The sequence below is a fragment of the Kitasatospora sp. NPDC001225 genome (genome assembly GCF_053597855.1).
In genome coordinates, this window is the sequence record NZ_JBSFJC010000020.1 from 15,535 (window position 1) to 29,805 (window position 14,271).

The window sequence follows — 14,271 nt, forward strand, 5'->3', positions numbered from 1 at the left end:
CCGAAGGACTGGCTGGGCCGCCGTTGCCCCGGTCGCAGGATGGAAGACGTCGGAGGCAACAACTCCCCTGGAACCGAAGGACCTTCCCATGACCAAGGCGATCGCCTTCCCCGAGTTCGGCGGCGCGGACGTGCTGCGCCCGATCGACATCGAACTGCCCGCCCCGGGCCCCGGCCAGGTGCGGGTCGCGGTCCGCGCGGTGGGCGTCAACCCGCTGGACCACAAGCTGCGCACCGGCGAGCTGGCCGGGTTCTTCCCGGTCTCCTTCCCCTACGTTCCGGGCTTCGAGGTGTCCGGTGTGGTGGAGGCCGTCGGCGCCGAGGTGAGCGGCTTCGCCCCCGGCGACGAGGTGTTCGGCGCCCTGATGGGCGGCGGCTACGCGGAGCGGGCGCTGGTGGACGCGGCGATGCTGGCCCACAAGCCCGCCACCCTGGGCTGGGCGGAGGCCGCCGCGATCCCGACGGCGGCCGAGACGTCCGAGCGCGCCCTCGCCGTCCTGGGTGTGCGGCCCGGCGAGACCCTGCTGGTGCACGGTGCGGCCGGCGGGGTGGGCACCGTGCTGCTCCAGTTCGCCCGGGCCCGCGGGATCACCGTGGTCGGCACTGCGAGCGAGTCGAACCACGACCACCTGCGCGAGCTCGGCGCGATCCCGGTGACGTACGGCGAGGGCCTGGCCGAGCGGGTGCGGGCCGCCGCCCCGGGCGGGGTGGACCGGGTGCTGGACGCGGCCGGGCGCGGGGTGCTGCCGCTGTCGATCGAGCTGGTGGGCGGCGCGGACCGGGTGCTGACGATCGCCGACATCCAGGGCGCGCAGGAGCACGGCGTCCGGTTCACCGGTGGCGCCGAGGGCGTCGAGCCCTACTACACGAGCGCCTACGCGGCCGCGCTGGCCCTGCACGAGGCGGGCACCCTGCGGCTGCCGCTGCAACGGGTGTTCCCGCTGGCGGAGGCGGCCGAGGCGCAGCGGGTCAGTGAGGGCGGGCACCTGCGCGGCAAGATCGTGCTGACGGTCTGACAGGCACACGGCGCCCGCCCTGTCCCTGTCTGCCCGTTTTGCTTCCGTTTTGCATTGGCTGCGCCATTTCCGTACGGTTTCATCCGTTCGGAGTAATTCGGCAGGCGGACGCGCCGTAAACACGGCGCTACGCCGTCCGGCCGACATGCGGTCCCTCGAACGGTCGACCAGGGTTGGCCGGACGTGGGCGGCACCGGACCGCCTGCCCTGACGGTCAGGAGGACCAGGCGCATGGGTGGAACGGACAGGCGGGCGGTGATCGGCGAGTTCCTCGGGACCCTGCTGCTGGTGCTGCTGGCAGTGGGTGCGGCGGTGCTCGCGGGGGTGGCGATCGGTCCGGTGGGCATCGCGTTCGCGTTCGGCTTCGTGCTGCTGGCGCTCGCGTACGCGCTCGGCCCGATCTCCGGCTGCCACGTCAACCCGGCGGTGACGCTCGGCTTCCTGCTGGCCCGCCGGATCGACGGGCGCACGGCGGTGTCGTACTGGGTGGCGCAGCTGCTCGGCGGCATCGCGGGTGCGGGGCTCGTCCTGCTGCTGGCGAAGCAGATACCGGGGCTCGAGACCCACGGCAAGCTCGGCACCAACGGCTGGGGCGAGCGCTCCCAGATGCACATCAACGCCGGCGGCGCGTTCCTGACCGAGGTCATCCTCACCTTCCTGCTGGTGTACGTCGTCCTGGCGGTCACCCACCGGCTGGCCGCGGTCGGCTTCGACGGGCTGCCGATCGGCCTCGCGCTGGTGGTCGTCCACCTGGTCGGCATCCCGCTCACCGGCACCTCGGTCAACCCGGCGCGCAGCCTCGGCCCGGCGCTGTTCGCGGGCGGCGACGCGCTGTCGCAGCTGTGGCTGTTCCTGCTCGCCCCGCTGGTCGGCGGCGCGCTGGCGGCGGGCGTGCACCTGCTGACCCACCCGCAGCCCAACCTTCCGGTGGCGGAGGCCCTGGCGACGGACGCGCGGGTGTAGTACCCGCCGTCGAGCCGGCGCGGCGGCCGGGACCGTACCGACGGTCCCGGCCGCCGTTGTCGTCGGTGGCCTTCTGCCGGCTCCTGCTTCTCTCCGCTCCGCCCCCCGGTCCCGCTCCGGGCCGCTTTTGAGCCGCCGACCGGCCGGATCCGGCGGACCGGTCGAAGGCACCCGACGCGTGGCCGCCCGCTGGGTAGAGTCGCGCCATGGTGACTGAGAACGCGGGGAGCCCCGCGGGCGGGCGGCTGGCCGGCCGCTCCTGTGCGGTGACGGGCGCGGCCAGCGGTATCGGACGGGCCGTCGCCGAACGCTTCGTCCGGGAGGGCGCGTCGGTGGTCGCCTTCGACGTGGACGAGGCCGGGCTGGACCGGCTGGCCGAGCGGTTCCCGGACGCCGTCAGCACGGTGGTCGGCGACGTGGCCCGGGACGAGGACGCGCGCCGGCTGGTGGCCGCCGCCGTCGAGCGGCACGGGCGGTTGGACGTGCTGGTGGCCAACGCCGGGATCATCCCGCTGATGGAGATCACCGAGGCCACCGCCGAGGACTGGGACCACGTGATGGCGGTGGACGGCCGCGGCATGTTCCTCACCTGCAAGTACGCGATCGAGGCGATGACCGCGCAGGACCGGCCCGGCGGCTCGATCGTCTGCCTCTCCTCCATCTCCGGCGAGGCCGGCCAGCGCGGCCAGGCGGTGTACGGGCCCGCCAAGTTCGTCGCCTCCGGCCTGACCAAGCACCTCGCCGTCGAATGGGCCGACCGCGGCATCCGGGTCAACGCCGTCGCCCCCGGCACCATCACCACCGAGCGGGTCGCCCGGCTGTACGACGAGCCCGGCGGCACCGAGTACCTCGGGGCGATCGAGAAGCTGCACCCGATGGGGCGGCTCGGCGACCCGGCCGAGGTCGCGGCGGCCGTCCTCTTCCTCGCCTCCGACGACGCGTCCTTCGTCACCGGGGTCGTGCTGCCGGTGGACGGCGGGTACCTGGCGCAGTAGCGGGCCCGGTCGGCGGGGTGTCCGGCTGCCCGGTTCCCGGCTGCTCGGTTGTCCGGTTACCTGGCTGCCCGGCTGCCCGGCTATCCGGCGAGCAGGTCGACCAGGGCGGACACCCCGTCCGACCCGTGCCCGGCCCCGACCGCCCGCCGGGTGACGGCGAGCGCCGCGTCCAGGACGGAGGTGTCCAGGCCGCGCGCCCGGGCGGTGTGCGCGACGTGCGCCAGCCCGGCCTCGGCGGAGGCGAGGCTGCTGTGGTCGCCCGGATGCCGGCGGTCGTCCGCGCGCTGCGCGAGGCGGTCGATCAGCGGCGGCAGCAGGCGCGGCAACCCCTGGGCGTACGGCGCGAGTTCGGCGCCGCTGATGCCCTCGGTGCGGGCCAGCGCGAGGGCGTGCAGGAAGCCGTGCACGGTGGTCCAGAACAGGTCGAGCAGGGCCGCGTCGAAGGCCGCCGCCCGGCCCGGGTCCGCGCCCACGTGGCGTACGGTGCCCAGCGCCCGCAGCGTCGCCTCGTGGGCGGCGAAGGCCTCGGCGTCGCCGCTCAGCAGGACGGTGCCCTCCGGGTGGCCGATGGTCGGGGTGGGGGTGAGGACCGCGGCGTTCAGGAGGCGGTAGCCCCGGGCCTCGGCGTCGGCGGCGTTCGCCCGCGCGTCGCCCGGCGCGATCGAGGTGGCGTTGACGACGGTCCGGCCGCGCAGTGCCGCCCCGGCGGCCTCCAGTACGGCACGGGCGGCCGACTGGTCGCGGACGCAGAGCAGGACGAGCGGGGCGCCGGCCTCGGCGGGGCCCGTGGCTCCTTCGGTGGAGCCCGTCACCGCCTCGGCGGGGCTCGCGGCCGACCGCGCGCCGAGGGCGAGCGGTTCGGCGTCCCGGCCCGGCGTGCGGTTCCACACGGTGACCGGATGGCCGGCGGCCAACAGCGCCCCGGCCAGCGCCCGGCCCATCGGACCCAGGCCCAGCACGGCAACGGCGGAGCGGGCAGGGGAGGTTGAGGAAGATCGTTCGTTCGGCATGGCGGTTACGCTAGACCTTCACGCCGACGGCAGAGTCAAGGCGGAGGGGCACGGCGGAACGTCACGGGGGCTTCGGTGGAGAGCCTCGGTGGCGACCCGCGGTGGACGGTCCGTCGAGGAGGTGTCCGCGATGCGGATCGGAGAGCTCGCCCGGCGCACCGGGGCCACCCCGCGCGCGCTGCGCTACTACGAGGAGCAGGGGCTGCTCACGCCCGAGCGCCGCCCCAGCGGCTACCGAGAGTACGGAGAGCCGGACGTCGACACCGTCCGCGGGATCCGCACCCTGCTCGCGGCCGGCCTCAACAGCGCCGTGATCGCCGAGATCCTCCACGGCCTGCCGGGCCCGGGGCAGCGCCCTCCCGGCCCGACCTGCCCCGAACTGCTCGACGGTCTGGCCCGGGAGCGCGCCCGGATCACCCGGCAGATGGACGAACTCGCCGAAGCGCGCGGCCTGTTGGACGCCATCATGGGCGCGGAGGCGCCGAGCGAGGCGATCCGGTCCGGCCGGCTCCGGGCGGCGGACCGCCGGTCGGCCGGGGAGCGTGAGCAGACCGGTGGCCGTCGCCCGCGGCAGGACGGGGAGCGTGAGCAGGCCGGGGGCCGTCGCCCGCGGCAGGACGGGGAGCGCCGCCCGGAGCCGACCGGGGGGCGCCGCCCGCAGCCGGTGGCGCGGAAACTCGATGGTGCGCGCTCGCGGACCGTGCTGGAGTGAGCGGATGGATCATGACGACATGCTTGCCCTGTTCGACGACCGGATCCGGCGCAACACGCCGCCCGACCCCGGCTGCCGCGTCGAGCGCGACGGTGCGGTGGTCCGGCAGGTGGGCTCGGAGCACAGCTGGAACGGCGTGCTCTGGTCCGGGCTGGACGAGGCCGGGGCGGACGCGGCGATCGCCGCGCAGGTGCGCCACTTCGCCGGACTGGGGCTGGAGTTCGAGTGGAAGGCCTACTCCCACGACCGCCCCGCCGACCTCGGCGCCCGCCTGCTGGCGGCCGGTTTCACCCCGGAGCCGGACGAGGCGCTGATGCTCGCCCGGATCGCGGACCTGCCCGCCGAGGCCGCCCTGCCCGAGGGCGTCCGGCTGCTCCCGGTGACCGACCCGGCCGGGGTGGACCTGCTGATGGACGCCCACACACAGGCCTTCGGCGCCGAGAACCCCCGTCTGCGCGAGCGGCTGCTCGACCACCTGCGACACGGCGTCGGGACGGTCAGCATGGTCGTCGCGATGGCCGGCGACCGCCCGGTCAGCGGCGCCAGGATGGAGCTGATCCCGGGTACCGGGTTCGCCGGCCTCTGGGGCGGCGGCACCGCACCCGACTGGCGCGGCCGGGGCATCTACCGCGCCCTCATTGCCCACCGCGCCCGCCTCGCGGCCGAGCTCGGCTACGAGTACCTCCAGGTCGACGCGAGCGACCAGAGCCGGCCGATCCTGCAGCGCCTCGGCTTCGCCTGGGTGAGCACGACGACCCCGTACGTCCGCCGGCCGTAGGGCCTGCCGGGGGCCGCGGGTACGGGTACGGGTGGGGAGATTCCTTTCCACCGTGTGGACGCGGCCGGTGTGCCCCTGCCGATCGGCAGGGGGACGTGGGGGTGCCGCTGCTCAGGATGTGCCGTTCGGTACATGTGCGGGAGGGGTGGCCGGGGTCATCGTTGGGGCACCACGAGCGGGGCCGTCCGGGCCCCGGGAAGGAGCCCCGGCATGTTCGACCTCCGCCACCCGCGCGCCCTCGCCGCGACGGCTGCCGTGCCCGCCCTCCTCGGCCTGGGCTTCGGCTTCGGCCTCGGCCTCGTACACGCCCGGAGGCGATCAGGCCGGGAGCCGTGCCCGAGGCACCGCGGCCGGCCCGACGAGGGCCGGGAGAAGGCAATCCGACAGGGCTGCCTGCCGTCGTTCCGAGGACGCTCGTCACGGGGCGCTCGTCGGCCGCCCTCACGGCAGCCGCTCGACCACGACCATGGCCGCGTCGTCGTTCAGTCGGCCGCCGACGTGGGCGAGCAGGTCGCGGCGCAGGTGGTGGAGCAGGGCGGCGGGGTGTTCGGCACGCCAGGCGGTGACGCGTTCGGTGAGCGGGTAGAAGCGCCGCTGGGCGTCGCGGGCCTCGATCACGCCGTCGGTGTAGATCAGCAGCCGGTCGCCGGGCCGGAACGGGAAGGTCTCCGTCTCGTACCGCGTCGGCGCGAGCTCGCCGAGGCCCAGCGGCGGGGAGGGTTGGCGGGCGGCGAGGGCGGTGATGCCGTCGGGGTGCAGCAGCAGCGGGGGAGGGTGGCCGCAGTCGATCAGGCGCACCGGGGAGCCGTCGTCGGGGATGTCGAGCAGTACGGCGGTGATGAACGACTCGCCGGAGTCGCCGCTCTCCTCCGGGGGGTCCTCGGGCGCGGGGAAGGGCAGTGCGGAGAGCGCCTGCCGCTCGCGCCGCTCCCACCGGTCCCGCCGGGACTGTTCGGCGAGCTGGGCGAGGTCCCAGCTGACGCTGCCGTCCAGGTAGGCGGCCAGGTCGGGCAGTTCGGCGTGCAGGTGGGCGGCGGCGCGGAAGGCGCCGAGCAGCAGGGCCGCGTCGCCGAGCGAGGAGAGGCCCTTGCCGCGCACGTCGCCGACCAGCAGCCGGGTGCCGGTGGCGGTGCGGGCGGCCGCGTACAGGTCGCCGCCGACCTGCGCCTCGGCCTCGGCGGCCAGGTAGACGGAGGCCAGGTGCAGCGGTCCGATCCGCTCCGGCAGCGGGCGCAGCAGCACCCGCTGGGCGGCCTCGGACACCGAGCGCACCCGGGCCAGTTCGCGCTCGTGCCGTTCGCGCAGCACCCGCAGGCCGACGATCAGCGCCGAGACGATCAGCTGCGCGCTGAGCTGGGTCTCGATGTTCGCGCTGGTCAGGCCGTCCCGGACGGCGCCGATGACGGTCAGCGCGGCGAACGCGAGCGCGGCGACCCCGGCGGTGGCCCGGGGGCCGGCGAAGGAGGCGGTGAGGGCGGGGGCGACGATCAGCAGCGGGCCGAGGTGGACGTCCGGCGGGGAGACGATGTCGACGACGGTGATCAGCACGATCAGCGCGAGCGTGAGCGCCGTCAGCACCCGGCGGTCGGGCCGCCAGGCGCGGCGGCGGTCGGGGGGATGCGGCGCGGGCGGCGGGTGCGGCGCATCGGGACGCTGCCGGAGGGGCACTCCTCCTCTGTACACCGTGGGGGTGCCGGGGCGCACCCGGAGCGGCCGGGCTCACTCCCCGGCAGCGTTCGGTTCCTGCTCCCCGCCGGCGCTCGGCTCACGCCTCCCGGTAGGGCTCCGCCCGCTCCCCTGCGGTGCCCGGTCAGCCCTCCTGGCCGTAGCGGGCCAGGTAGTCGGCGAAGCGGGCGACGTCCTCGTCGGACCAGTCGGTGAAGCGCGCGGTGAAGGAGAGCCTGCGCTGCTCGTTGGCGTCCCGCAGCAGGGTGAGCCCCGCCTCGGTGGCGCGCAGGATCTGGCCGCGCTGGTCGTCCGGGTCGGTCTCGCGGGCCAGCAGGCCGAGCTTCTCCAGGGCGGTGACCTGGCGGCTGACGGTGGACTTGTCGAGCATGAAGTACGCGGCCACGTCGGCGGCCCGGCAGCCGCCGCGCTCGGTGATCAGGTCGAGGATGCTGTAGGTGACCAGCGAGAGGTCGGGGTGCAGCTGGGAGGCCTTGTGCCGGGCGCGGCGGGCGAAGGCGGTCAGCTCGCGCTGGATGGTCTCGATGGACGACTGGCGGCCGGGCACGGCGTTCCTATCTCCTCGATATTTGTTGCACTATACAACAGATGTGCCCGGGATCGCGCCCCGCTCCGGCGCCCGCCGTTCCGGTGCGGCCTGCCAGGCGCGGGCGGCGGCGATCCGGCTGGTCGCACTCGGGTGAGTGGCGAACAGTAGCTCAAGCACCCTCGGCGGGTCGACATCGGAGACGTTCGCCACGGCCAGTCTGCGCTGCATCGCCACGAACTGCTCGACGTCCCCGGCCAGTTCGAGCGCGTGCCGGTCCGCCCTGGCCTCTATCCGACGGCTCACCGCACACTGCGCCGGCCCCGACAGCACGCCCAGCAGCGCCGCCAGTGCCGCCAGCAGCGGCAGCGCCCGGGGGTCCGCCGCGTCCGTCGCCCCGGCGGCGTCCAGCAGCGGCCGCCAGGTGGCGAGCAGGCCGAGGACGGCCACCGCGACGGCCGCACCGACCGCGCCCAGTGCGGTACCCACCGGCACGTCCCGGTGCTTGACATGGCCCAGCTCGTGCGCGACCACCAGCTCCACCTCGCGCGGCTCGGCGGTGGTCAGCAGGGTGTCGTACGCGACGATCCGGCGGGTCGCCCCGAACCCGGAGACGTACGCGTTGAGCGCGGTGGTGCGGCGGGAGGCGTCCGCGACTAGGACGTCCCGCACCCGGACGCCGTCCCGCTCGGCCAGTGCCAGCAGCGCGGTGCGCAGCTCCCCCGGGGGCATCGGGGAGAAGCGGTTGAACACCGGCTCGATCAGCAGCGGATGGAGGAAGGAGAGCGCCACCGTCAGCAGCGCCGCCGCGCCCGCCCCCGGCAGCCACCAGCGCTGCGGCGACCAGGCGGTCAGCGCGAACAGCCCGAGCGCGAGCGGGAGGACGAGGACGAGGGTGAGCGCGAGGCCGCGTACGGCGTCCAGCGCCCACCCGGCCCAGCCCTGGGTCACCAGCCCGTACCGGGCCCGGACGGTCCGCGCCCCGGCGCCGAACGGCAGCTGCAGCGCCTGGCCGAGCAGCACCAGGGCTGCCGCTCCGGCCAGCACCCCGGCCGTCCGGGAGCCGCCGAACCAGCCGCCGACGGCGGTCACCACGGCGGCGCCGGCCGGGGTGAGGCCGAGCAGCAGGGTGAGCGCCAGGCCCGCCAGCCGCCCGCCCAGCGCCCACGGCAGCTGGGCGCGGCGCAGTGCCCGGCCCCGGGCGCGCTCGTCGGGGGTGAAGTCCGGGGCGGCCTCCGGGGTGGGGGCCTCGGAGGCTGGCGTGGTGTCCATGGCGGGGAGCGGCTCTTCCGGTCGGGGCGAGGAGGATCGGGTCGGGGAGGGACGGGGGTACGGCGTGCGGCGGTTCAGCGGTTCAGCGGTGATTCAGCATGGCGTACCCGGCCGCTCGCCGCTCACGCCACGGCCCGGTTCCCACCCCCGGCCGGGTTGTTCACTCCTCCGTGGTCCCGGTGGCGCCGTGGACGCCGGCGCGCAGCAGCTGGTGGCCGAGGTCCACCAGGGCGCGGCCGACCGCGAACTCGTCGCCGACCGCCGGGGCCGGGGCGTCGCGCGGGTTGCGGCGGGAGCGGGTGTCGCTGTGCAGCACGTTGCCGTCGGCGTCCAGCACGGCGTGCACCCGGGTGGTGTCCTCGTCCTCGACCACGTGCAGGCTGAGCTGCCAGTCCTTGGTGCGCACGGCCCCGGGCGCCGGCTGTTCGACCCCGAGGGCGGTGGCCGCGGGGGAGGCCGTCCCGTCGGCGCGGACGATCACCACCGGGCAGACCCCGTGCACCGCGCACCGGGTGGACACCGAGCCGAGCAGGGTCCGGGCGAAGGTGCCCCGGCCGCGACTGCCCAGCACCAGCAGGTCGGCCCCCTCGGCGGCCTCCAGCAGCACCTCGGCGGCGTGGCCCAGCACCAGGCTCTCCCGGACGTCCACCGGGCGGTCCGGGCCGAGGACCTCGTTGATCTCGGCGCTCAGCGTCCGGCGGGCGATCCGTTCGAAGCCGTCGTCCACCATCGGCGCGAACCACCCGTACAGCGAGGGGTACTCCCAGGCCGCCACCGCGTGCACCGTCGCCCCGGTGAGCACGGCCTGGCCGACCGCCCAGCGCAGGGCCGCCTTCGACGGCGGGGAGCCGTCGATCCCGACCACGATCCGGCGCTCCCGGGCGGGGGAGGCGCGGCCGCCGCCCGCGGGGGAGACGTCACCCGCGGAGGAGAGCTGATTGCTGCCCATCACGTCACACCTCCGGGCCTTCGGTGCGGGACTCGCCCCCCTACGCGCGCGCTCCCCTGCACGGGCTCCCCTGCACGGGTTCCCCCCGCACGCGCTTCCCCCGTACTCGCCCCCTCCACACCACGCTGCGCGCCCCGCCCGCCTCCGCGCCAGGGACGTGGTGGCCCGGTCGGGTGGGCGGTTGGGACGGGTCGGCCAGGCGGGCCGGGTGCGCCGTCCGGGGAGCGGCCGTCGGCGCCCGGTCGGGGCCGCCGCGCCGTGCCCTTTTGTGGCCGGAATGTTGCGGGCTCGGGTCCGAGCGGTGGTGATTCGGTGGCGTACGCTGATCGTTCTCGCATCATCCTCGGGGGGATCCACTCATGCGCCGTGCCGCGGCCGCCGTCGCGCTGTTCGCCGGACTGACCGCCGTCACCGCCTGCGGGCCGGACGACCCCGCCCCGGCCCCGGCCTCCGCCGCCCCCGTCCCGCCGGGCGAGTCCTCGGCGCCGGGCGGCTCGCCCTCCGGCACGGCCCCGGGCAAGAGCGCCCCGCCCCGGCCCGACGGCACCATCACCGTCGCCTTCGCCGGGGACGTCCACTTCGAGGGCCGCACCGAGGCCCGGCTGGCGGTCAAGCCGCCCGAGCCTGCGCTCGGCCCGATCTCCCGCACCCTCGCCGACGCCGACCTGTCGGTCCTCAACCTGGAGACCGCGATCACCGGGCGCGGCGCCCCGGAGCCGAAGACGTACACCTTCCGCACCTCGCCCAAGGCGCTGTCGGTGCTCAAGGACTCGGGCGTCGACGTCGTCTCGATGGCCAACAACCACGCCGTGGACTTCGGCGCCGACGGCCTCACCGACACCCTCGCCGCCAAGGACTCCTCGCCGATCCCGGTGGTCGGCGTCGGGCGCAACGCCAAGGAGGCGTACGCCCCGTACGTCACCACCGTGCGCGGGGTGAAGGTCGCGGTGGTCGCCGCCAGCCAGGTCGAGGACCTCACCAACCAGAAGTGGCGGGCCGGCGCGAGCAAGCCGGGCATCGCCTCGGCGCTGGACGTCCCGGCGCTGGTCAAGGCGGTGGAGACGGCGAAGCAGCAGGCCCCGGTGGTGCTCGTCTACCTGCACTGGGGCGACGAGGGCAAGGCCTGCCCGACCGGTCCGCAGACCACCATCGCCAAGAAGCTCGCCACCGCCGGAGCCACCGCCGTGGTCGGCACCCACGCGCACACCATGGTCGGCTCGGGCATGCTCGGCGACACCTACATCGGGTACGGCTTCGGCAACTTCCTCTGGTACGGCACCTCGAACTACGCCAACTCCAACGAGACCGGCGTCACCACCCTCACCCTCACCGCCGACGGGAAGGTGACCGGGGAGGCCTTCACCCCGGCCACCATCGACGACAAGGGCATCCCGGAGCCGGTCACCGGCGCCACCGCCGAGGCCGCCCTCAAGCGCCGCGACGGCCTGCGCGGCTGCACCGGCCTCTCCCCGGCGCCCGCCGCCCCGGGCGCCCCCGGCACCCCCGCGACGGCCCCCACCGCCCCGACGGCCCCCGCCTCCACGGCTCCCGGGAAGTCCTCGACGGCTCCCGCGAAGGCTCCGACGACCCCGGCCGCACCGCGGTAGGGTCCGGTCGACCGGCGCCCGGGATACGTCCTGCGGGCCTTGCCGGAGGACGGGCCCTGCCGGACCAGGGCGCGGCGTCGCGGTGCGGCGGCACGGGACAGCACGAGACGGCGGCGCGACCACCCGGGCCACGCCGCCGCCTACCGCCCGCCGGGGGCGCTACTGCTCGGCCCGCGCCCGTGCCCGGACGGCGCGGCGCAGGGTGTCCAGCTGGTCCACCAGTCCGCGCCGGGTCGCCGCGGTGAGCTCCGGGTCGGCCAGGCAGGCCTCGGCCGCCCGTACCGTCCGTTCGGTGGCGGCGAAGGCGGGGAAGCCCGTGGTGGCGAGCACCCGGGCCAGTGCGGGGCCGCGGCGGGCGGCGGCCGACCCCAGCTCCTCGAAGTAGCGGGAGGTCAGCCCGTCCAGCAGCTCGGCCTGCTCGGGCTGCCACAGGCCCCTGGCGGTGGCGGCGGCCAGGTAGTTGGAGAGATCGCCGTGGAACAGCGCCTGCCAGGCGGCCTCCTTGGCCCCCGGGTCGGGCAGCGCGGCGCGGCAGCGGGCGGCGCCCTTCTCGCTGGTGTCGCTGGGGTCGGCGGCGAGTTCGGCGGCGATCTCCGGCTCGCCCGCCGCGCCGAGCACGCACAGCCGAAGCAGCAGCTGCCAGCGTAGGTCCGGGTCGAGCACCGGCCCGCCGGGCACGGTGCCGGCCGCCAGCCAGTCGCGCAGCTCGGCGGCCTGCGCCTCGCCGGCGGCGGTGCCGATCACGCCGCGCGCGGCCACCAGGCGCAGCCCGGTGCGGTCCGTTTCGTCCTCGGTGCGCCGCAGCAGGGTGCGGCAGACCTCGTTCAGGACGGCCAGTGCCGCCGGCCGTGCGGTCGGCGGTACGGCGCAGTCCACCACGAAGTCGCGGGCGAAGGAGAGCACCGCGTCGACCAGGTGCACCGAGGTCTCGCCGGGCAGGTGGGCGGCGACCAGCTCCAGGTACTCGCCGGGCGCCAGCTCCCCGTCGCGCACCTGGTCCCGGGCGGCGCTCCAGAGCACGGCCCGGGCCAGCTCCTCGGGCACGGCGCCGAGTGAGGAGCGCACGGTCCGCCAGGAGCCGGGGTCGAGACGGATCTTGACGAAGCTGAGGTCGGTGTCGTTGAGCAGGGTCAGCTCGGCGTCGGTCTTCACCGCCGCGGTGCTGTCGGCCGCCAGGTCGAGCGGCACGCGGTCGGCCAGCTCCAGGGCGCCCTCGGCGGTGCGCCGGTAGTGGCCCACGGTCAGCTGGTGCGGGCGCGGCCCGCCGTCGGCCGAGGTGTGCTCGATCCGGCCGTCGGCCAGCCGCAGGGTGTCCACGCCGGTGGTGCGCAGCCAGCGGTCGGCCCAGCCGTGGACGTCGCGGCCGCTGGTCGCGGCCAGGGCCCGGAGCAGGTCGTCGAGGGTGGCGTTGCCGAAGGCGTGCTCGTCGAAGTAGTCGTTGACGCCGGCCAGGAAGGCCTCCTCACCGAGCCAGGCGACCAGCTGGCGCAGCGCGGCGGCGCCCTTGGCGTAGGAGATGCCGTCGAAGTTCTGCAGCGCCTGGGCGGTGTCGTCCACCGTGCCGGGTGCCACCGGGTGGGTGGAGGGGCGCTGGTCGGCGTCGTAGCCCCAGGTCTTGCGGTTGGCGGCGAAGCCGGTCCAGGCGCTGGTGAAGCGGGTGGAGGAGGCGGTGACGCTGTAGGCCATGTACTCGGCGAAGGACTCGTTCAGCCACAGGTCGTCCCACCACTTCATGGTGACCAGGTCGCCGAACCACATGTGCGCCATCTCGTGCACCACCACCAGGGCGCGCTCCTCGCGCCTGGTGTCGTCCACGGCGGAGCGGAAGACGAACTCGTCGCGCAGTGTGACGCAGCCCGGGTTCTCCATCGCGCCGGCGTTGAACTCCGGCACGAAGCACTGGTCGTAGCTGTCGAAGGGGTAGCGGTGCCGGAAGACCCGGTGGTAGTGGTCGAAGCCCTGCCGGGTGACCTCCAGCAGCTCGGGGGCGTCGGCGTCCAGGTGGGCGGCGAGCGAGCGGCGGCAGTGCAGGCCGAGCGGGATCCCGTCGTGCTCGGCGCGTACCGAGTGCAGCGGGCCGGCCACCACGGAGACCAGGTAGCTGCTGATCGCCGGGGTGGGCGCGAACTCCCAGCGCCCGGGCGTGACCTGGCGGCCCACGCCGTTGCCGACCACGGTCCACTGCCGCGGCGCGGTGACGGACACCGTGTACCGCGCCTTGAGGTCGGGCTGGTCGAAGGACGCGAACACCCGCGGGCCGTCGTCGAGGAAGGACTGGGTGTAGATGTAGTCCTCGCCGTCGGCCGGGTCGGTGAAGCGGTGCATGCCCTCGCCGGTGTGCGAGTAGGCCATGTCGGCCTCTACGGTGAGCTCGTTGTCGGCCGCCAGGCCGGTCAGCGGGAAGCGCCCGGCGCGCAGCGCGGCGACGTCCAGTTCGCGGCCGTTCAGCACCACCCGGCGGAGCGCGGCCGGCTTGACGTCCACGTAGGTCCCGGCGCCCGGGGTGGTGCAGCCGAAGTGGATCACCGTGGTGGAGCCGAAGACCTCCGGACCGCGGGTCAGGTCGAGGTCGAGGCGGACGGTGCGGACGTCGAGCAGGCGGTGGCGCTCGACGGCCTCGGCCCGGGTGAGTACTGAGGTATCAGACATACGGCTCATGCTGCTTCATCCACGGGTGGGCGGCACCCGCTTTTCGGCACCCGTTTTTCGGTGCCGGCTTTCGGTGCCGGCCTTTTGGCACCCACTCTTCGATGCCCGC

Annotated in this window: 11 protein-coding genes and 1 pseudogene; 6 read left to right on the forward strand and 6 right to left on the reverse strand. The window is 75.4% G+C overall.

Annotated elements, in window-relative coordinates:
* The first annotated feature begins 88 nt into the window (after positions 1–88).
* The 3 genes from ACWDCZ_RS09550 (at position 89) to ACWDCZ_RS09560 (ending at position 2,973) form a co-directional block, all read left to right on the forward strand.
* Positions 89–1,015 carry an NADP-dependent oxidoreductase gene (locus ACWDCZ_RS09550; protein ID WP_449815633.1) on the forward strand — a complete coding sequence of 309 codons (927 nt, stop codon included), beginning with the start codon at positions 89–91 and terminating at the stop codon, positions 1,013–1,015.
* 231 nt (positions 1,016–1,246) lie between these two features.
* Positions 1,247–1,978: an MIP family channel protein gene (locus ACWDCZ_RS09555; RefSeq protein ID WP_049651042.1), complete on the forward strand. Its 732-nt coding sequence runs from the start codon at positions 1,247–1,249 to the stop codon at positions 1,976–1,978.
* A gap of 206 nt (positions 1,979–2,184) precedes the next feature.
* Positions 2,185–2,973: an SDR family NAD(P)-dependent oxidoreductase gene (locus tag ACWDCZ_RS09560; protein ID WP_049651041.1), complete on the forward strand. Its 789-nt coding sequence runs from the start codon at positions 2,185–2,187 to the stop codon at positions 2,971–2,973.
* 80 nt (positions 2,974–3,053) lie between these two features.
* On the opposite strand, the gene ACWDCZ_RS09565 is transcribed toward ACWDCZ_RS09560, so the two are convergent.
* Entirely contained in the window at positions 3,054–3,983 is a 930-nt protein-coding gene (locus tag ACWDCZ_RS09565) for an NAD(P)-dependent oxidoreductase (RefSeq protein ID WP_449815634.1), read from the reverse strand.
* A 130-nt stretch (positions 3,984–4,113) separates the two neighbouring features.
* Between ACWDCZ_RS09565 and ACWDCZ_RS09570 the strand changes: the two are divergent.
* Both ACWDCZ_RS09570 and ACWDCZ_RS09575 read left to right on the forward strand, forming a co-directional pair.
* A pseudogene (locus tag ACWDCZ_RS09570) lies at positions 4,114–4,476 on the forward strand (MerR family transcriptional regulator); the annotation flags it as partial.
* Between the two features lie 223 nt (positions 4,477–4,699).
* Entirely contained in the window at positions 4,700–5,473 is a 774-nt protein-coding gene (locus ACWDCZ_RS09575; RefSeq protein ID WP_449815635.1) for a GNAT family N-acetyltransferase, read from the forward strand.
* A 441-nt stretch (positions 5,474–5,914) separates the two neighbouring features.
* Here the strand turns inward: ACWDCZ_RS09575 and ACWDCZ_RS09580 are convergent, their stop codons facing one another.
* The 4 genes from ACWDCZ_RS09580 to ACWDCZ_RS09595 all read right to left on the reverse strand — a co-directional run bounded on the left by ACWDCZ_RS09580 (position 5,915) and on the right by ACWDCZ_RS09595 (position 9,906).
* Positions 5,915–7,051, reverse strand: a complete 1,137-nt coding sequence (locus ACWDCZ_RS09580) for a PP2C family protein-serine/threonine phosphatase (protein WP_449815658.1) — start codon at positions 7,049–7,051, stop codon at positions 5,915–5,917.
* Between the two features lie 232 nt (positions 7,052–7,283).
* Entirely contained in the window at positions 7,284–7,706 is a 423-nt protein-coding gene (locus ACWDCZ_RS09585) for a MarR family winged helix-turn-helix transcriptional regulator (protein ID WP_049651037.1), read from the reverse strand.
* 30 nt (positions 7,707–7,736) lie between these two features.
* Positions 7,737–8,957 (reverse strand): M48 family metallopeptidase, encoded by a 1,221-nt coding sequence (locus ACWDCZ_RS09590; RefSeq protein ID WP_449815636.1) that lies wholly within the window; start codon positions 8,955–8,957, stop codon positions 7,737–7,739.
* Between the two features lie 160 nt (positions 8,958–9,117).
* A complete protein-coding gene (locus ACWDCZ_RS09595) occupies positions 9,118–9,906 on the reverse strand; it encodes a universal stress protein (RefSeq protein WP_117490770.1) in 789 nt (262 codons plus the stop codon).
* A gap of 359 nt (positions 9,907–10,265) precedes the next feature.
* Here ACWDCZ_RS09595 and ACWDCZ_RS09600 point away from each other — a divergent pair, with 359 nt between their 5' ends.
* A complete protein-coding gene (locus ACWDCZ_RS09600) occupies positions 10,266–11,513 on the forward strand; it encodes a CapA family protein (RefSeq protein ID WP_375874456.1) in 1,248 nt (415 codons plus the stop codon).
* Positions 11,514–11,672: 159 nt separating this feature from the next.
* Here ACWDCZ_RS09600 and pepN read toward each other — a convergent pair whose 3' ends face one another.
* Positions 11,673–14,162 (reverse strand): aminopeptidase N, encoded by a 2,490-nt coding sequence (gene pepN, locus ACWDCZ_RS09605; protein ID WP_449815637.1) that lies wholly within the window; start codon positions 14,160–14,162, stop codon positions 11,673–11,675.
* Positions 14,163–14,271: the final 109 nt, after the last annotated feature.